The sequence below is a fragment of the Sphingopyxis sp. NJF-3 genome (genome assembly GCF_053514865.1).
In genome coordinates, this window is sequence record NZ_CM130726.1 from 1,140,641 (window position 1) to 1,157,612 (window position 16,972).

Genomic DNA, 16,972 nt, shown 5'->3' on the forward strand with positions numbered 1-16,972 from the left:
CGCACCCAAGCTTTCCGACCATAGCGCCGACAAGCGCATGCTGTTGCTCGCCGCGATGGCGCTCGTCGTCGGCGCGGGCGGCGCGATCGGGGCGTGGGTGCTGCTGAAGCTGATCGCGCTCGCGACCAACATCTTCTGGTTCGGGCGTTTCTCGACCGATCATGCCGCGATCACCGACGCGTCGGTGGGGCTGCTGGTCGTCGCGATCCCCGTTGCCGGCAGCCTGATCGTCGGGCTGATGGCGCGCTTCGGATCGGACAAGATCCGCGGTCACGGCATCCCCGAGGCGATCGAGGCGATCCTCTATGGTCAGAGCCGCCTGTCGCCCAAGGTCGCGATCCTGAAGCCGATCTCTTCGGCGATCTCGATCGGCAGCGGCGGCCCGTTCGGCGCCGAAGGGCCGATCATCATGACCGGCGGCGCGATCGGGTCCTTGTTCGCGCAATGCTTCCGCCTGAGCGCCGCCGAGCGCAAGACGTTGCTCGTCGCGGGCGCCGCCGCTGGGATGACCGCGATCTTCGGTACCCCGCTCGCCGCGATATTGCTGGCGCTTGAGGTGCTGCTGTTCGAATGGAAGCCGCGCAGCTTCGTTCCCGTTGTCGCGGCGGTGCTGGTCGCGATGGCGTGCCGGCCGGCGCTGGTCGGCAGCGGGCCGATGTTCCCGATGACGGCGGGCCTGCCCGCTATCGGCCCCGCGCTGGCCGCAGCCGGCGCGCTGGGCCTGGCGGTGGGGCTGCAGGCGACGCTGCTGTCGGCGCTGCTCTATCGCATCGAGGACATGTTCCACCGGCTGCCCGTCCACTGGATGTGGTGGCCCGCGATCGGCGGCATCGTCGTCGGGCTGGGCGGGCTGATCGACGCGCATGTGCTCGGCGCGGGCTATGGCAGCATCCAGGCGCTGCTCGACGGATCGCTGGGGCTGCGCGTCGTGCTCGCGCTGCTGATCGTCAAGGGTGTGGTCTGGCTGGTCGCTCTGGGGTCGGGGACCTCGGGCGGCATATTGGCGCCGCTGCTGATCCTCGGCGGCGCGGCCGGCGCGCTGGCGGGGCATTTGATCCTCGGCAATCCCGGCGTCTGGGCGCTCGTCGGCATGGCCGGAATCCTGAGCGGGGCGATGCGCGCGCCGCTGACCGGCGCATTGTTCGCCGCCGAGGTGACGGGGCTGTTCGAGGCGCTGCCGCTGACCGTCGCGAGCGCGGGCGCCGCCTATGCGGTCAGCGTCCTGATCATGCGCCGCTCGATCCTGACCGAGAAGATCGCGCGGCGCGGCCGCCACATCCGCCAGGAATATGTCGTCGACCCGATGGACCTGATGCAGGCGCGCGACCTGATGACGGCGGATCCCGCGACGCTGCCGGGGACGATGACGGTCGGTGACGCGCTGCGCTTTTTCTCCGAACAGGCCGACCATCGCAGCTATCCGGTCGTCGATGCCGCCGGGCGGCTGCTCGGCCTCGCGTCGCGCACCGACGCGCTCGGCTGGCGGGTCGCCGACATGCCCGCCGACCGCACGCTCGCCGACCTCGTCTCCGACGCCGCGCAGCCGGTCGCCTATGCCGAAACGCCGGTCGGGCAGGTCGCCGACCTGATCGTCGAATCGGGGGTCGGGCGCATCCCGATCGTCGATCCGGCGACGCGCCGGGTCGTCGGCATCCTGTCGCGCCACGACCTGTTGAAGGCGCGCCACAGCCACCGCCAGACCGAAACCGCGCGCGCGAGCTTCATGGCGCCGGGGGCGAGCGAATAAACGGGGATTGGGTCGCGTTTGAACGCGCGTCGGCTTTGGGGTGGGAAGGTGACATCCCCTACCTTCGTCATTCCCGCGAAAGCGGGAACCCAGAGCGTCCGTCGGCTGCCCCCACACTGGGTTCCCGCTTTCGCGGGAATGACGAGATTATGAGACGCGGAATGTCGCGAAGCGGTCGGTTTTAGATATTCGTCATCCCGGACTTGATCCGGGATCCACTCCTCCAGCGCTGCGTGAATGGATCCCGGATCAAGTCCGGGATGACGATTAAAATAACGTCGTCTTCCCGGCCGCAACCGGTTGTGACCGGAGGCATTCGCGCGCGATACGATCCCCAAATAATTGCGCCGACGGGAAATTCCCCCGCGCGGCGAGCGCGGAAATTCGCTAAGCAAGCCGCGATATGACAGCGGCGTTCGTCCTCGGCATCAACATGGTCATCGCGGGCATCTTCGCCATTGCCTTTGGCGTGGTGGCCGCGACGAACCGGCCGGCGCGCGGCGCGGTGTGGATCGCGTCGGGCTATGCGATGGGTATCGTCGACGCGGCGCTCGAATTCCTGCTGCGGATGCAATCGAATCCCGCGCCGGTCGGGATCGGCATCTTCCTGACCTTCCTGCTCGCGCTCACCCTCTGCCTGATCGGCGTCGCGCGCCACTATGATGTCGTGCCGCCCTGGAAAGCGCTGGCCGCGATCTGGGGCCTCAGCCTTCTTGCCATCCCCTTCCTCTTCTCCATGCCCGCGGCTTCGGTGCTGCGCCGGGTGCTTTACCAATTCCCCTATGTCGCGACGCAGCTGCTCTTCGGCTTCGTAGTCCTGCGATCGGGGCGGCGCCAGGCGCTCGACCTGCTTCTGATCGGGCTCGCGGTCCTGTCGGCGCTGCTCTATGCGACCAAGCCGCTGATCGCCTGGACGATCGGCGCGGCGAGCACGCCGCAAGCCTATATGACATCGACCTATGCCGCGATTTCGCAGAGCATGGGGGCGGTGACGCTGGTCGCGCTCGCGCTCGTCCTGCTACTCGTGATGATGCGCGATGCGACGGCCGAGATGCTGGTCCGGTCCGAAACCGATTCGCTGTCGGGGCTGCTCAACCGGCGCGGTTTCGACCGGCACGCCGAGCGGCGCATCGAGCGCGCGCTGCGCTCCGGAGCGCCCGCGGTCCTGATCGCCGCCGACCTCGATCATTTCAAGGCGATCAACGATGGCTATGGCCATGCGGCCGGCGACGGCGTCATCGCCCATTTCGCCGATGTCCTTCGCCATGCCGTGGCCGAGGGCGCGGTGGTGAGCCGGCTGGGCGGCGAGGAGTTCGCCGTGCTGCTCACGGGCGCCGACCTTGCCGAAGGGCGCCGCCAGGCCGACGCCGCGCGCCGCGCCTTTCGCGCCGCGTCCTTCGCCGCGCTGGGGATAGACGGCACGGTCTCGGCGTCTTTCGGCGTCGCGCAGGCGATGCCGGGCGATACCCTGTTCGACCTGTCGCGCCGCGCCGATGCCGCGCTCTACCGGGCGAAGGCAGGCGGACGGAACAAGGTGTGCGTCGCGTTCGGCGAACTGCCCCCGACACCCACGCCGGTGGGGGTGCGCAAGCTGTCGGGCTGATCGTCGCGCGGGGCGGTTGCCATCGTGCGCCATTCGCGCCATAGGGCGCGGGCCCTTCCTCCCCGGATCCCATGCGCGTTCGCGCCGACCATAGGGTGTTTGCATGACTGATTTTCTCGATCGCCGCGGCCTGTCGGTCGATTCGCGCCTCGTCTCCTTCATCGAGGAGAAGGCGCTTCCCGGAACCGGGCTCGACGCCGATGCCTTCTGGGCGGATTTCGCCGCGCTGCTGGGCCGCTTCGCGCCCGAAAATGCGGCGCTGCTCGCCAAGCGCGAGGATCTGCAGGCGAAGATCGACGCCTGGCACCAGGCGCGCGCCAAAGAATCTGGTGGGGGGCAGGCGCACGACGCGGACGCCTATCAGGCCTTTCTGCGCGAGATCGGCTATCTGGTTCCCGAGCCGGCACCGTTCGCGGTCGGCACCGCGAATGTCGACCCCGAGATCGCGACGATGGCGGGGCCGCAGCTTGTCGTCCCCGCGCTCAATGCGCGCTTCGCCCTGAACGCCGCCAATGCGCGCTGGGGCAGCCTTTACGATGCCTTCTATGGCACCGATGCGCTCGACGCGCCGCCGGCGAAGCCCGGCGGCTATGACGCGGCGCGCGGCGCGGCGGTGATCGTGCGGGCGAAGGCGTTCCTCGACGAGGCGGTGCCGCTCGCGTCGGGGAGCTGGGCCGACTGGCAGGGCGGGGAGCTGGTGCTCGCCGATCCCGCGCAATGGGTGGGGAGCAAGCCCGGTGGCATCCTGCTCCGCCACAATGGCCTGCACATCGAACTGGTGATCGATCCGGACAGCGCGATCGGCAAGACCGACCCCGCGGGTATCGCCGACGTGTTGCTCGAGGCGGCGCTGACGACGATCATCGACCTCGAGGATAGCGTCGCCGCGGTCGACGGCGAGGACAAGGCGCTCGGCTATACGAACTGGCTCGGGCTGATGCGCGGCGATCTCGTCGAGAGCTTCGACAAGGGCGGCAAAACCGTGACGCGCGCGATGGCGGCGGACCGCGAATGGACGTCGCCGTCGGGCGAAGCCTTCGCGCTGCATGGCCGCAGCGTGATGTTCGTGCGCAACGTCGGCCATCTGATGACGACGCCGATGATCAGGCTGCCGGACGGCGCCGAAGCGCCCGAGGGCATCTGCGACGCGGTGATCACCAGCCTCTGCGCGCTCCACGATCTGAAGGGACTCGGCACGCTCCGCAACAGCCGCGCGGGCAGCATCTATATCGTCAAGCCCAAGCAGCACGGGCCCGAGGAATGCGGCTTCACCAACCGTCTGTTCGATGCGGCCGAGGACATGCTCGGCCTCGCGCGCCACACGATCAAGGTCGGGGTGATGGACGAGGAGCGGCGCACCAGCGCCAACCTCGCCGCCTGCATCGAAGCGGTGAAGGACCGCATCGTCTTCATCAACACCGGCTTCCTCGACCGCACCGGCGACGAGATCCACACCTCGATGCAGGCCGGGCCGATGATCCCCAAGGGCGAGATGAAGGCGTCGGACTGGATCGCCGCCTATGAGGACCGCAACGTCCGCATCGGGCTGGCCTGCGGGCTTTCGGGCAAGGCGCAGATCGGCAAGGGCATGTGGGCGATGCCCGACCTGATGAAAGCGATGATCGAGGCGAAGATCGGCCATCCCAAATCGGGCGCGAACACCGCCTGGGTGCCGTCGCCGACCGCGGCGACCTTGCACGCGCTCCACTATCATCAGGTCGACGTGTTCGCGCGGCAGAAGGAGATCGCGGGCGAGGCGGTTCCGGGGCTCGACCGGCTGCTCGCCATCCCCGTCGCGAACGGGCGCAACTGGAGCGAGGCCGAGGTCACCCGCGAGCTCGACAATAATTGCCAGGGGATATTGGGCTATGTCGTGCGCTGGATCGACCAGGGCGTCGGCTGCTCGAAGGTGCCCGACATCGACGACGTCGGGCTGATGGAGGATCGCGCGACGCTGCGGATCAGTTCGCAGGCGCTCGCCAACTGGCTGCTCCACGGCGTCTGCACGGAGGAACAGGTCGACGCGGCGCTTGCGCGGATGGCGGCGAAGGTCGATGCGCAGAACGCTGGCGACCCGCTTTATGAAAAGCTGACCCCTGACGGCATCGCCTGGCAGGCGGCGCGCGCGCTGATCTTCGAGGGCGCGGCGCAGCCGTCGGGCTATACCGAGCCGCTGCTGCACAGGTTCCGGCAGGCGAAGAAGGCGGCGTAAGGCGGCGCGCTCCTGCGGGATTGCCAGCCGGCCGGGGGATGGGTAGGGGATTGGCCGCTGCCCTCCCCGGGCAGCATAGGGGCCACGTCCCCGCCCGCCGGTGCGGGTTTGAAGTCCGGGACGGCCCGGCGGCCCTTGAAGGAGGCTGCCCGTGGCGTGGATTTACCTGGTGATCGCCGGACTTCTCGAAGTCGTCTGGGCTTTTTCGATGAAACAGTCGGACGGCTTCAGCAAGCTCGGCCCGTCGGTCGTCACGATCGTCGCGATGACCGCCAGCTTTGCGCTGCTGGCGCTGTCGATGAAGGCGCTGCCGCTCGGCACAGCCTACACGATCTGGACCGGGATCGGTGCGGTGGGCGCGTTTCTGGTCGGCATATGGGTGCTCGGCGAAGCGGCGAGCGCCATGCGGATCGCGGCGGCGCTGCTGATCGTCGCCGGGCTGGTGCTGATGAAACTGTCGTCGCCGGCCTGAACCGGCGACGATCATCGCGCGGGTCAGTCCTCGAAGCGGCGGATGCTTTCGAGGTCGGCCTGTTCGAGCGGCGCGGTGAGCCAGACGCCGCTCTGTCCCTGCCGCGACCAGCGGACGATGCCGCGCCGCCGGATGCCGCCCCACAGCACCAGCTCGAGCTTCGTTCCGACCTCGAGCTCGCCGTCATGGACGAGCCCCGCGCCCTGTTGCGACAGATTGACCACGTCGATTTCGCGGGGGCCGTCGTCGGTCACGATCGTCGCATGGCCGCGGACCGCCAGCCGCGGCGGGCGATAGCCCGAGGCCTTTTGCCCGGCCGCCAGCTGCTTCAGCAATTCCGCTGCGTTGATGGGCGTGTCGAACGCGACGCCGCAGCGCCCGTTTTCGGCCCAGACGACCTCTCCCGACAGCCTGATGCTGTCCGACAGCGCAATCTGCAGGCGCTCGCCGGGGTCGACCTGCACATTCGCCGCGAGCATCATGCCTTCGTCAGAAATATTGCGGACGCGCCAGAAGCCGGCGTCGCCCTCGCGCTCGATCGTGGCGATGCGATAGACGGTGCAGTGACGACTGCTGCTACGCCGATCGGCGTCCGTCAGGTCTGAAGCGATTCCCGATGGGTGGGGGACCCGGGATACATTCATGCTATTCTCCGTATCAAAGCCTGCGCGCCCAGACAGAGCCAGCGAATGTTCTGGTTATGCGATCCATGGTGGCTCTGATTTGCAATGATGTAAATTTACAAAGATTATCGCCATAACATCGCTAATCTAATATTAATCTTCACCCCTTTGTAATATTATATATTATTGCGATTTATCAGCAGCTTAATCGCGATTACTGTCAGCCTTGTCGCAATCGTTCCGGCTTCTGACGCGAAGTGGGACAAATTTCCGCGAAAAAAAGGCGCGCGACCCGAACGGGGTTTCGCCGTGCCGCCCGTCGAGCTCGACGCCATGCGGCTATCGCTTGCCAAGAACAGGGGGCACGGCTAAAGGCCGCTTTCATTCGGACAGATGCGCCGTTTTCGTTCCGCCTTTCGCCGGCATGCCGGGGAGGGTGGGCGGACTATTGCCCGAAACGCGCTTGACGCGGACGGAGCGGCAACCCATCTGGCCGGAACCATTGAACAGGCAGGAACAGGACGATCGACATGGCGAAGCCCAAGATTGGCGAATTCGTCAACCAGGTGAAGACCGAAGCCACCAAGATCGTGTGGCCGACCGGCCGCCAGACGATGCAGACGACGATCATGGTGCTGATCATGACGACGCTGCTCGCGCTGTTCTTTCTGGGCATCGACACGGTTTTCAACGCGATCGTCGGCTGGCTGACGTCGCTCGCGCGCTGAGCGCGCTTTCACAGGGATACGCAGACTTATGGCGCGCTGGTACATCATTCACGCCTATTCGGGTTTCGAGAACAAGGTCCGCGATTCGGTCGTGGCCGAAGCCGAACGCATGGGCCTCACCGATTTCGTCGAAGCCGTCGAGGTGCCGGTCGAAACCGTCACCGAGGTCAAGCGCGGCAAGAAGGTGCAGGCCGAGCGCAAATTCTTCCCCGGCTATGTCCTCGCCAAGCTGACGATGACCGACGATGTCTATCACCTCGTCAAGAATACGCCGAAGGTCACGGGCTTCCTCGGCTCGATGGGCAAGCCGCAGGCGATCAGCGAGGCCGAGGCCGCGCGCATCCTGAACAGCAAGGAAGAGGCCGCGGCGCGCCCGAAGACCGAAATCCGCGTCGATTACGAGATCGGCGACCAGGTCAAGGTGCTCGAAGGCCCGTTCGCGAGCTTCAACGGCGTCGTCGAGGAACTCGACTTCGACAAGGCGCGGGTCAAGGTTTCGGTGTCGATCTTCGGCCGCGCCACCCCCGTCGAGCTCGACTTCGAGCAGGTCGAACGGATGAAATGACGACCCCGACAGGTCGTCATCCCCGCGAAGGCGGGGATCTCGTGCGTCATGACAGAATGATAGCGGGAGATTCCGGCTTTCGCCGGAATGACGAAAGGGGTTCTGCATCATGACCACTCTTTCTCCCACAGAAATCCAGGCGCGCATCGACCGCGCGCGGGAGATCAACGCCAGCGTGCCGCCGGAAACCGTGGTCGGCGCGGTCGCGAAGCTGTTCGATCTCGACCCCGTCCCCGGCCTCGAGGACGAATTCACCTTTCCCGCGCTGGCGACGACCGCGCGTGACCGCATCTTCGGCGGGCAGGTGATCGCGCAGGCGATGATGGCGGCGGCGCGCACCGTCGATGAGGGCAAGCAGGTCCATTCGCTCCACGCCTATTTCCTGCGCGGCGGCGACGAGACCAAGCCGCTGCATTTCCGCATCCACCGCGACTTCGACGGGCGCAGCTTCTCCAACCGCCGCGTCGTGGTGCGCCAGGACGGCAAGGTCATCTTCAACCTGACCGCTTCGTTCCAGCATCCCGCCGCCGGCCTGTCGCACCAGGTCGCGATGCCCGAGTTGCTGCCCCCCGAGGAATGCTGGGACTTCACCGATTTCATCGCGGCCGATCCCCATATCTCGGACCGGCATCTCGCGCATATGGCGCGCCGCCGGCCGTTCGAGGTGCGCAGCTATCGCCCGCCCGCGTCGGCGAAGGCGACGCAGCATTATCAATGGTTCCGCGTCGCGGCGCCGATCGGCGACGACCCGCTCGTCCATCGCGGCTTCCTCGCTTTCGCCTCGGACATGGGGCTGCTGTCTTCGGCGATGCTGCCGCATGGGGTGAATTTCTGGACGCCGGGGCTCGTGTCGACCAGCCTCGACCATGCGATGTGGTTTCATGGTGACGTTCGCGTCGACGAATGGTTCGTCTTCGTCATGGACAGCCCGTGGACCGGCGGCGACCGGGGCCTGTGCCGCGGGTCGATCTACACCCGCGACGGCACGCTGATCGCGACCGCGGTGCAGGAAGGACTTGTGCGGTATCGGCCGCCGACCGGATAGGAACGCCAGGGCGAGATCCCGGCCTGCGGGTGGTGGCTCAGTTTGGATTTGGAAGGCGCCGTTCTCTGCCTCGTCACCCCGGACTTGATCCGGGGTCCCGCTAGAGCGGCGGGGAAAGCGGGACCCCGGATCAAGTCCGGGGTGACGAAGAAAGAAAAATCGCACGCTTGCCTTCAAACCGAGTCACCACCGGCCTGCGCCTCCGCTTGCAATTTTCCCCGCTTGCGCCTATGCGCCGCGCTTCGCGTCAGATACGGGCGTGATTCCGCGCGGGAGGAAGGGGCACAAGCCCTTCCGTTCGACCGCTTATTTTGAGCCCCGGATCAAGGTCCGGGGCGACAGAAAGAAAGGAGGCCATCATGGCCAAGAAGATCAGCGGCTACATCAAGCTGCAGGTGCCCGCCGGCACCGCGAACCCGTCGCCGCCGCTCGGGCCGGCGCTCGGTCAGCGCGGCGTCAACATCATGGAATTCTGCAAGGCGTTCAACGCCGCGACCGATTCCATGGACAAGGGCACCCCGACCCCGACCATCATCACCGTCTATGCCGACAAGAGCTTCTCTTTCGTCACCAAGACGCCCCCGGCGACCTATCTGATCAAGAAGGCCGCGAACCTGAAGTCGGGTTCGAAGGAGCCCGGCAAGATCAGCGGCGGCAAGATCGCGCGCTCGAAGCTCGCCGAGATCGCCGAGATCAAGATGAAGGATCTGAACGCCAACGACATCGAGCAGGCGACGAAGATCATCGAAGGCAGCGCCCGCTCGATGGGCCTCGAAGTGACGGAGGGCTGAACCGATGGCAAAGCTGACCAAGAAGCAGAAGGCCCTCGAGGGCAAGGTCGACGCGCTGAAGCTGCACGCCGTCGATGAAGCGATCAAGACCGTGCGCGAGCTCGCGTCGACCAAGTTCGACGAAACGCTGGAAATCGCGATGAACCTGGGCGTCGATCCGCGCCACGCCGACCAGATGGTCCGCGGCGTCGTGACGCTGCCCGCCGGCACCGGCAAGGACGTCAAGGTCGCGGTCTTCGCGCGCGGCGACAATGCCGACAAGGCGCTGGCCGCCGGCGCCGACAAGGTGGGCGCCGAGGACCTGATGGAAGACATGCTCGCCGGCAACCTCGACTATGGCCGCGTCATCGCGACGCCGGACATGATGGGCATCGTCGGCCGCCTCGGCAAGACGCTGGGTCCGAAGGGCCTGATGCCGAACCCGAAGCTGGGCACCGTGACCCCGAACGTCGCCGAAGCCGTGAAGGCCGCCAAGGGCGGTCAGATCGAGTTCCGCGTCGAAAAGGCCGGAATCATCCACGCCGGCATCGGCAAGCTGTCGTTCGGCGAGGAAAAGCTCCGCCAGAACTTCGACGCCTTCGTCGACGCGATCGTCAAGGCGAAGCCGGCCGGCGCGAAGGGCAAGTACGTCCGCAAGATCGCGCTGTCGTCGTCGATGGGCCCGGGCGTGAAGGTCGACACCGCCGAAATCGGCGCCTGATCGAAGCGCACACGTTATAGGGAAGGGCCGGGGGAAACTCCGGCCCTTTTCTTATGGCGGCTATGGGGTGGGAAGCCGCCATTGACCCCGGGGGCGCATAAGCTACACCTCCCTCCATGCTACGCATCGGCATCCTCAGCGTTGGACTGATGGCTGTGAGCGGGTGCTCCGATGGATGCGCCAACAGCCGGATCAGCCGCGCCGACTCTCCTGATGGACTGTACAGCGCAGTGATGTTTCAGCGCGACTGTGGCGCTACCACCACCTTTTCGACACAAATCTCCGTGGTGAAGCGGGGGGCTATGCCGTCCGGTATCGGCAACATTTTTCGCGCCGACGACGATCATGGCGCTGCCACCACAGGTGAATGGGGCGGCCCTTGGGCAGAGATGAGATGGCTTGCTCCAGACCATTTGCTGATACGTTACGCCGCCAAATCCCGCCTCTTTGCGCAGGCGGGAAAATTGTCCGGGGTAAAGATCAGCTACGAGCAAGTAACCCACTGACCATCCGCAATCGGTCGCTTGCGGTCATTCCCTTAGCCCCCTGAGCGCCGCACCCGCCGCGAAGGGCCCGATCGCGGTGAGCAGCAGGCTCGACGCCGTGAGCAGCTTCACCGCCCCGCGTCCTGACGGGTCCAGCATTCCGGCGCCGAAGATCAGCAGCGGCACCGCGAGCGGCAGCACGAGCAGCCCGCCGATCGCGCTGCCGCTCTTGAGGTTCGCGGTCAGCGCGGCGCTCAGCACCGCGAGCGCGGCGAGCGCGGGGATGGCGATGGCGAGGCCGATCGCGAGCGTCGCGACGCGCGCGCCGTCCTGCGCGAGCAGCGCGGCGGCGGGGAGCAGCGCGACGAGCAGCGGCAGGCCGAAGCCGATCGCGTGTGCGGCGATCTTCACCGCCGCGATCAGCTCGTCGGAAAATCCCCGCACCGCAAGCTGGTCGAGCACCCCGGCGTCGCGGTCGGGGCGCACCAGCCGGTCGATCGGCAGCAGCGCCGCGAGCAGCGCGGCGACCCAGACCATGCCGCCGCCGGTCTTCGCGAGCAGCGGAGCGTCGGGGCCGACCGCGAAGGGAAAGGCGGTCGCGACGAGCAGGAAGAAGACGGCCGGCAGCCACAGCGCCCCGCTGCCCCACGCGCGGCGCAGGTCGCGCCAGAAGAGCGCGATGAGCGCGGTCACACCGTATCTCCCTCGTCATTGCGAGGAGCGTAGCGACGAAGCAATCTCCAGCCATCGACCTTGCTCAAGGCGGATGGCTGGAGATTGCTTCGCTCCGCTCGCAATGACGGGAACCGGATCACGCCAGCGCCCCCATGTCGAGCTCTGCCATGTCGGGAATGTCCAGCGCGAAGTGCGACGCCAGCATCACCGCGCCGCCGTTCGCCCGGTGTGCGGCGATCGCCGCGACTAGCCGCGCCTGCGCCGCGTCGTCCATGCCGTTGGCAGGCTCGTCGAGCAGCCAGATCGGCGCGCCGCTCGCGATGACGCGCACGAGGCCCGCGCGCTTGCGCTGGCCGGTCGAAAGCATCGACACCGGCACGTCGGCCAGGTTGCCAAGCGCCATCGCGTCCATCGCGCGGCCCAGCGCATGCCCGTCGACGGTGTCGATCCGCGCCCAGAAATCGAGCGCGCGGCGCAACGGCAGTTCGGGGTCGAGCGCCGAGGCCTCGTCGATCAGCGCGATCCGCTCGCGCCGCGTCACGGTGCCCGCCGCGGGACGCAGCAGGCCGGCGGCGAGGCGGATCAGGCTCGACTTGCCCGCGCCGTTCGGGCCGCGCAGCCAAAGCGCGTCGCCGCGGTTCAACGTCAGCGACAGGCTCTCGAACAGCAGCCGGTCGCCGCGGATGCACGCCACGCCGTCGAGCAGAAGCAATGCGGTCACGCCATATCCTCGAGCGCGTGCATGTCGTCGTCGGAAAAGCCGAAATGATGGCCGATCTCGTGGATCAGCACATGACGGACCAGTCCGTCGAGCCGTTCGCCTTCCTCGATCCATTCGACGAGGATGGGAATGCGATAGAGGGTCACGCGGTCGGGCATGCCGCCGCTCTGGTCGATGCTGCGCTCGGTCAGCGGGCGGCCTTCGTAGAGGCCGGTGAGTTCGTAGGGATGATCGATGTCGAGCGAGGCGAGGATTTCGTCGTCGGCGATCTCCTCGATCGCGATGACGAGGCCCGCGACATGCGGTGCGAACACCGCGGGCAGCGTCGCGAGCGCGGCCTCGGCCATCGCGTGAAAAGCGTCGGCATCGGGCGCGCCGCCGGTCCAGCCGTCGGGAAGGTCGGAGAGGGCGGGCTTGTCGCTCATCGGCCCCTTCCTTATGGCGGGCGGCACGGCTTGACCAGCGGGAGAAGAATGCGGTGGTTCAGAAACTCGACGACGATGCGCGCGCCGCGCTGCTCGCCCGTTTTCCCGAATGGACGCACGAACCCGCGCGCGATGCGATCACGCGCCGGTTCCAGTTCGCCAATTTCGCACAGGCCTTCGGCTTCATGGCGAGCGTCGCGATCATCGCGGAGAAGATGGATCATCACCCCGAATGGTCGAACGTCTACAACCGCGTCGACATATTGCTGACCACCCATGATTGCGATGGCCTGTCGGAGCGCGATGCCCAGCTCGCCGAAGCGATCGAGGCGCTGTTCCGGCCATAGCGGCAGGGAAAAGGGGTTGCCACGGCGGGCACCCCCATGCAGTTTGGCGGCGGGTATGAAAAGGGGCAGGGGGCAGATTTCGATGATGGTTTGGCGCCAGTTGGCGTTCGTGGCGGCGATTGCCGCACCCGCTGCGGTTCAGGCGGGTGAACAGCCGCTCTATGAAGCCGCGCCGGCGTGGGTGGTCGCGACCAGGCTTCCCGATGCGGGCGGTACCGGCGGCGGCCCGATGCTGTACGACGCGCAGCAGCGCATCGACGGCGCGACGGTGTGGAGCTATTTCGACACCGCGGTCAAACTCGATACGCCCGAGGCACTGTCGCAGAACAGCAATGTCACGCTCGCCTGGCTGCCCGACAAGGGCGACCTGATCATCCACGAGCTGTCGATCGTGCGGAACGGCGAGGTGATCGACGCGCTCGCCGGGGGACAGAAATTCACCGTGCTGCGCCGCGAGCAGACGCTCGAGCAGCGCGAGCTGACCGGCATATTGTCGGCGACGCTCGCGGTCGAGGGGCTGCGCGTCGGCGACGTCCTGCGCCTGCGCATGTCGACGACGGTGAAGGACGCGGCGCTCGGCGGCCGCGCGCAGCTGTCGCTGCCGCTCGTCGCCCAGCCCGCGCGCGTCGCGGCCGCCAACTATCACCTGTCGTGGCGGAGCACCGACAAGACGCAGTGGAAGCTGCTCGCGAGCGGCGTCGATGCGAAGGTCGGAAAGAGCGGCGGCTTTTCCGACCTCAGCTTTGCCGTGCCGATCGCCAAGCAGCCCGAGATGCCCGGCGACGCGCCGGCGCGTTACCAGATGCCGCCGGTCATCGAGGCATCGACCTTCGCCGACTGGACCGACGTGTCGCGGACGATGGCGCCGCTCTATGCAACCGACGGCACGATCGCCGAGGGGAGCCCGCTCGCGGCCGAGGTGGCGACGATCGAGGCGGCGTCGAGCGATCCGCTGACGCGCGCGGCGATGGCGCTGCAACTGGTGCAGGACAAGATCCGCTACCTTGCGGTCGGCATGGACGGCGGCAATTATGTCCCGCAGGCGCCCGCCAAGACCTGGGAAGTGCGCTACGGCGACTGCAAGGCGAAGACCTTGCTGCTGCTCGCTTTGCTCCACGCGATGGATATCGAGGCCGAGCCGGTTCTGGCGCACGCCGGGCTCGGCGACGCCGTTGCGCAGCGCGTGCCGAGCGCGCTCGCCTTCAACCACGTCCTCGTGCGCGCGACGATCGGCGGCGAGACGCTGTGGCTCGACGGCACCGACCTCGGCACGCGGCTCGCCGATATTCGCGACACTCCCGCGCTCGGGCATGTCCTGCCGGTGCGGACGGGCGGCGCCGACCTGATCGAGATCGCGCTGCGTCCGCCGGCGCGGCCCTATGTCGACCTCAGCATCGACGCCGACGAGAGCACGAGCATCGACCTGCCGTCGGTGATCGACCTGACGATGGTGGTGCGCGGCAGGTTCGCGAGCCTGCTGACGCTCGCCTCGGCGCAGCTCGGCCCGAAGGAACAGCGCAAGCTGACCGAACAGTTCCTGCAATCCTATGTCGGACAAGCGCAATATGAGTCGCTGACGACGACGACCGATGCCGAAGCCGGAACGGTGACGATCAAGGCGCGCGGGGCCTTCTCGACGGGCTGGAAGCGCGACGAGCGGCGCATGGAGCGCTGGCTGTCACGCATCCCCGATCTTCTCGATTTCACGCCCGACCGCGCGCGGGCGGCGTGGGCCGACATTCCCGTCGCCACCGCGGCGCCCGACCGCGCGCGCTACCGGATGCGCATTCGCCTGCCGAACGGCGGCAAGGGCTATACGATCGAAGGGGAAGGCGCGCTCGCCGGCGCGTTCGCGGGCTATGGCCTCAAGCGATCGGTGACGCTGGCGGACGGCGTGGTGACGGTCGACGAGACGCTCGCCGCGTCGGGGACGGAAATAGCGGCGGCCGAGGTTCCCGCGGAGCGCGACCGCTTCGCGACGATGGAGGCGCGGGCGCCGCGGCTGATCGCGCCGCAGGATGCGCGGCGCCGCTGGCAGCTCGCGGCCAGCGACCGGCCCGACGGAACGCAGCTTGCCGCCGCCGAGGCGATTTTCGCGAAGGTCGCGAAAGAGGCCGATGAGGAGAATGTGGCGCCGCTGGTGAGCGCCGCCTCCTTCCACCGCGGCATTGGCGACTACAAGGCGGCGATCGCGGATTATACGCGGATGCTGGCGATCCTGCCGTCGGCGCAGACCTATCTCGAACGCGCCTATGCGCGGCAGGCGGTAGCGGACGTCGCCGGCGCGCTTGCCGATGCGGAGGCGGCGCGCAAGCTCGACCCGTCGTCGCCGAACGCGATCGGCGCGGTCGCGATGCTGACCGCCGAGCAGGGCGACGTCGGCAAGGCCGTCGCGATGCTCGACGAGCGCATCGCGATCGGCGGCAAATTGCGCGACGACTACAAGCTCGGGAAGGTGAACTTGCTCGGCGAATATGGCGACGCGCGGGCGGCGCTGGACGTCGTCAATGCGATGATCGAGGAAAAGCCGGGCTCGCCGTGGCTGCTCAACGCGCGCTGCTGGATCAAGGGCACGCGCGAGATCGAGGTCGAGTCGGCGCTTAAGGACTGCACGTCGGCGATGGAACTGAGCGACAGCAGCGCGTCGATCCTCGACAGCCGGGCGCTCGCGTGGATGCGTCTCGGCCGCGACGAGGATGCGCTGCGCGATCTCGATGCGGCGCTGTTGCAGGCGCCCGACCTCGGGTCGAGCCGCCTGCTGCGCGCGATCGTGCTGAAGCGGATGGGCAGAGTCGACGACGCGAACCGCGACCTCGCGGCCGCGCGACGCATCGCGCCGTCGCTCGAACGCGAATATGCGCGCTATGGGCTGAAGCCCTGATAGCGGGCTAGCCGCTCGCGGACGGCTGCCAGTCGAAGGCGAGCGGTGCCTCGCGGAAGGCGAAGCGGGCGAGGTGGCGCGCGACGGCGCCTTTCAAAGCCTCGAGCTGTCCCTCGGCGCTCGCGTCGATGCGGACGGCGAGCGCATCCGCACCGGCATCGAAGGTCACCAGCGCATCGCCTGGCCAATCGGCGCCGCGCGCGTCCCTGGGGAAGGTCACGGTGCCGTGATCGGCGGTGAAATCGACCGCCAGATTATGCTGCCAATGCTTGCAGAGCTGCTGCAGATATTTGCTCGCCTGTCCGGTCGGAACATACGCGGTGGCCGAAACGGTCATGCGGTCCTCGCTCACAGGCGTTCGATCTTCTGCGCTGCGTCGTCGATCAAGGCGACGATCGCGTGCAGCGTTTCCGCATCCGCCTCGCGGCGGCCGAGGCGGTTCATCAGCACCTGGCGCAGATTGCCCATCGCGCGGCGCACCGATGCCGAATCGGTGCGCTTGCGCTCTTCGCCCACCGCGGCGAGCCGCGCGATCAGGGCTTCGATCAGCTCCTTGTTCGCGTCGAGTTCGGCCTCGCCCTCGGGGGTGATGGCGAACAGCTTCTTGGCGCCCTCGCTCTGCTGCGCGGCGATCTGGCCCATGTCGTCGAGCAGGGTAAGCGTGGGGTAGATGACCCCGGGGCTCGGTGCATAGGCGCCGCCGGTCAGCTCCTCGATTTGGCGGATCAGGTCGTAGCCGTGGCGCGGCTCGTCGGCGATCAGCTTCAGGAGGACGAGCCGCAGCTCGCCACTGTCGAACATCCGCCGCCGCGCTCCGCGGCCGTCGTGGTCATCATCATGGCGCCCGCCGAAACCGCGTCCGAAGCCATGACCGAAACCGCGCCCGCGCCCGCCGCGATGCATCGCGTGGCGATGACCGCAAGGACCGGAAAATTCTCTGTGATTACGCATA

18 protein-coding genes are annotated in these 16,972 nt (G+C 67.4%); 12 read left to right on the top strand and 6 right to left on the bottom strand.

Translation table 11 applies throughout. The features are described 5' to 3' along the window. Positions 1-37 precede the first annotated feature (37 nt). The 4 genes from ACOTSS_RS05315 (at position 38) to sugE (ending at position 6,034) form a co-directional block, all read left to right on the top strand. Positions 38-1,747 (top strand): chloride channel protein, encoded by a 1,710-nt coding sequence (locus ACOTSS_RS05315; protein WP_448691294.1) that lies wholly within the window; start codon positions 38-40, stop codon positions 1,745-1,747. A 403-nt stretch (positions 1,748-2,150) separates the two neighbouring features. Next, positions 2,151-3,350, top strand: coding sequence for a GGDEF domain-containing protein (locus tag ACOTSS_RS05320; protein WP_448690487.1), 1,200 nt, complete (start codon positions 2,151-2,153; stop codon positions 3,348-3,350). Positions 3,351-3,453: 103 nt separating this feature from the next. Continuing rightward, positions 3,454-5,562, top strand: coding sequence for a malate synthase G (locus ACOTSS_RS05325; protein ID WP_448690488.1), 2,109 nt, complete (start codon positions 3,454-3,456; stop codon positions 5,560-5,562). Between the two features lie 151 nt (positions 5,563-5,713). Beyond that, a complete protein-coding gene (gene sugE, locus ACOTSS_RS05330; protein WP_448690489.1) occupies positions 5,714-6,034 on the top strand; it encodes a quaternary ammonium compound efflux SMR transporter SugE in 321 nt (106 codons plus the stop codon). Positions 6,035-6,057: 23 nt separating this feature from the next. Here the strand turns inward: sugE and ACOTSS_RS05335 are convergent, their stop codons facing one another. After that, a complete protein-coding gene (locus ACOTSS_RS05335; RefSeq protein ID WP_448690490.1) occupies positions 6,058-6,678 on the bottom strand; it encodes a PilZ domain-containing protein in 621 nt (206 codons plus the stop codon). 509 nt (positions 6,679-7,187) lie between these two features. Between ACOTSS_RS05335 and secE the strand changes: the two genes are divergently transcribed. From secE to ACOTSS_RS05365, 6 genes are all read left to right on the top strand, one after another. Next, positions 7,188-7,385: a preprotein translocase subunit SecE gene (secE, locus tag ACOTSS_RS05340; RefSeq protein ID WP_095383372.1), complete on the top strand. Its 198-nt coding sequence runs from the start codon at positions 7,188-7,190 to the stop codon at positions 7,383-7,385. Between the two features lie 28 nt (positions 7,386-7,413). Then, a complete protein-coding gene (nusG, locus tag ACOTSS_RS05345; protein ID WP_095383375.1) occupies positions 7,414-7,950 on the top strand; it encodes a transcription termination/antitermination protein NusG in 537 nt (178 codons plus the stop codon). Positions 7,951-8,059: 109 nt separating this feature from the next. Further along, on the top strand, positions 8,060-8,995 hold the full coding sequence (locus tag ACOTSS_RS05350) for an acyl-CoA thioesterase (protein WP_448690491.1): 936 nt from the start codon (positions 8,060-8,062) through the stop codon (positions 8,993-8,995). Between the two features lie 359 nt (positions 8,996-9,354). Beyond that, the gene (gene rplK, locus ACOTSS_RS05355; RefSeq protein ID WP_095383380.1) at positions 9,355-9,786 is read left to right on the top strand and encodes a 50S ribosomal protein L11; all 432 of its coding nucleotides are present in this window, start codon (positions 9,355-9,357) and stop codon (positions 9,784-9,786) included. Positions 9,787-9,790: 4 nt separating this feature from the next. After that, positions 9,791-10,486: a 50S ribosomal protein L1 gene (rplA, locus tag ACOTSS_RS05360; RefSeq protein WP_095383393.1), complete on the top strand. Its 696-nt coding sequence runs from the start codon at positions 9,791-9,793 to the stop codon at positions 10,484-10,486. A gap of 116 nt (positions 10,487-10,602) precedes the next feature. Beyond that, positions 10,603-10,992 (top strand): hypothetical protein, encoded by a 390-nt coding sequence (locus tag ACOTSS_RS05365; RefSeq protein ID WP_448690492.1) that lies wholly within the window; start codon positions 10,603-10,605, stop codon positions 10,990-10,992. 24 nt (positions 10,993-11,016) lie between these two features. Here ACOTSS_RS05365 and ACOTSS_RS05370 read toward each other — a convergent pair whose 3' ends face one another. The 3 genes from ACOTSS_RS05370 to ACOTSS_RS05380 all read right to left on the bottom strand — a co-directional run bounded on the left by ACOTSS_RS05370 (position 11,017) and on the right by ACOTSS_RS05380 (position 12,792). Next, positions 11,017-11,664 carry a heme exporter protein CcmB gene (locus ACOTSS_RS05370; protein WP_448690493.1) on the bottom strand — a complete coding sequence of 216 codons (648 nt, stop codon included), beginning with the start codon at positions 11,662-11,664 and terminating at the stop codon, positions 11,017-11,019. A gap of 118 nt (positions 11,665-11,782) precedes the next feature. Further along, entirely contained in the window at positions 11,783-12,367 is a 585-nt protein-coding gene (gene ccmA / locus ACOTSS_RS05375; protein WP_448690494.1) for a heme ABC exporter ATP-binding protein CcmA, read from the bottom strand. Beyond that, positions 12,364-12,792, bottom strand: a complete 429-nt coding sequence (locus ACOTSS_RS05380) for a metallopeptidase family protein (RefSeq protein WP_448690495.1) — start codon at positions 12,790-12,792, stop codon at positions 12,364-12,366. Before ACOTSS_RS05380 ends, ccmA begins: the two co-directional genes overlap by 4 nt. A 53-nt stretch (positions 12,793-12,845) precedes the next feature. Here ACOTSS_RS05380 and ACOTSS_RS05385 point away from each other — a divergent pair, with 53 nt between their 5' ends. Then, the gene (locus tag ACOTSS_RS05385) at positions 12,846-13,139 is read left to right on the top strand and encodes a 4a-hydroxytetrahydrobiopterin dehydratase (RefSeq protein WP_448690496.1); all 294 of its coding nucleotides are present in this window, start codon (positions 12,846-12,848) and stop codon (positions 13,137-13,139) included. 82 nt (positions 13,140-13,221) lie between these two features. Then, on the top strand, positions 13,222-16,020 hold the full coding sequence (locus ACOTSS_RS05390) for a DUF3857 domain-containing protein (protein ID WP_448690497.1): 2,799 nt from the start codon (positions 13,222-13,224) through the stop codon (positions 16,018-16,020). Positions 16,021-16,027: 7 nt separating this feature from the next. Here the strand turns inward: ACOTSS_RS05390 and ACOTSS_RS05395 are convergent, their stop codons facing one another. Then, positions 16,028-16,357, bottom strand: coding sequence for a DUF2218 domain-containing protein (locus ACOTSS_RS05395; RefSeq protein ID WP_448690498.1), 330 nt, complete (start codon positions 16,355-16,357; stop codon positions 16,028-16,030). Between the two features lie 11 nt (positions 16,358-16,368). Beyond that, positions 16,369-16,923 carry a PadR family transcriptional regulator gene (locus tag ACOTSS_RS05400; RefSeq protein WP_448690499.1) on the bottom strand — a complete coding sequence of 185 codons (555 nt, stop codon included), beginning with the start codon at positions 16,921-16,923 and terminating at the stop codon, positions 16,369-16,371. Positions 16,924-16,972 lie beyond the last annotated feature (49 nt).

Excerpts from the sequence above, each read along its gene's own strand:
- ACOTSS_RS05320 (WP_448690487.1), top strand. The coding sequence starts at position 2,151 with ATGACAGCGGCGTTCGTCCTCGGCATCAACATGGTCATCGCGGGCATC.
- ACOTSS_RS05335 (WP_448690490.1), bottom strand. The coding sequence starts at position 6,678 with ATGAATGTATCCCGGGTCCCCCACCCATCGGGAATCGCTTCAGACCTG.
- ACOTSS_RS05395 (WP_448690498.1), bottom strand. The coding sequence starts at position 16,357 with ATGACCGTTTCGGCCACCGCGTATGTTCCGACCGGACAGGCGAGCAAA.
- nusG (WP_095383375.1), top strand. The coding sequence starts at position 7,414 with ATGGCGCGCTGGTACATCATTCACGCCTATTCGGGTTTCGAGAACAAG.
- rplK (WP_095383380.1), top strand. The coding sequence starts at position 9,355 with ATGGCCAAGAAGATCAGCGGCTACATCAAGCTGCAGGTGCCCGCCGGC.
- ACOTSS_RS05350 (WP_448690491.1), top strand. The coding sequence starts at position 8,060 with ATGACCACTCTTTCTCCCACAGAAATCCAGGCGCGCATCGACCGCGCG.
- secE (WP_095383372.1), top strand. The coding sequence starts at position 7,188 with ATGGCGAAGCCCAAGATTGGCGAATTCGTCAACCAGGTGAAGACCGAA.
- ACOTSS_RS05390 (WP_448690497.1), top strand. The coding sequence starts at position 13,222 with ATGATGGTTTGGCGCCAGTTGGCGTTCGTGGCGGCGATTGCCGCACCC.
- ACOTSS_RS05400 (WP_448690499.1), bottom strand. The coding sequence starts at position 16,923 with ATGCATCGCGGCGGGCGCGGGCGCGGTTTCGGTCATGGCTTCGGACGC.
- ACOTSS_RS05380 (WP_448690495.1), bottom strand. The coding sequence starts at position 12,792 with ATGAGCGACAAGCCCGCCCTCTCCGACCTTCCCGACGGCTGGACCGGC.
- ACOTSS_RS05315 (WP_448691294.1), top strand. The coding sequence starts at position 38 with ATGCTGTTGCTCGCCGCGATGGCGCTCGTCGTCGGCGCGGGCGGCGCG.
- ACOTSS_RS05325 (WP_448690488.1), top strand. The coding sequence starts at position 3,454 with ATGACTGATTTTCTCGATCGCCGCGGCCTGTCGGTCGATTCGCGCCTC.
- rplA (WP_095383393.1), top strand. The coding sequence starts at position 9,791 with ATGGCAAAGCTGACCAAGAAGCAGAAGGCCCTCGAGGGCAAGGTCGAC.
- ACOTSS_RS05365 (WP_448690492.1), top strand. The coding sequence starts at position 10,603 with ATGCTACGCATCGGCATCCTCAGCGTTGGACTGATGGCTGTGAGCGGG.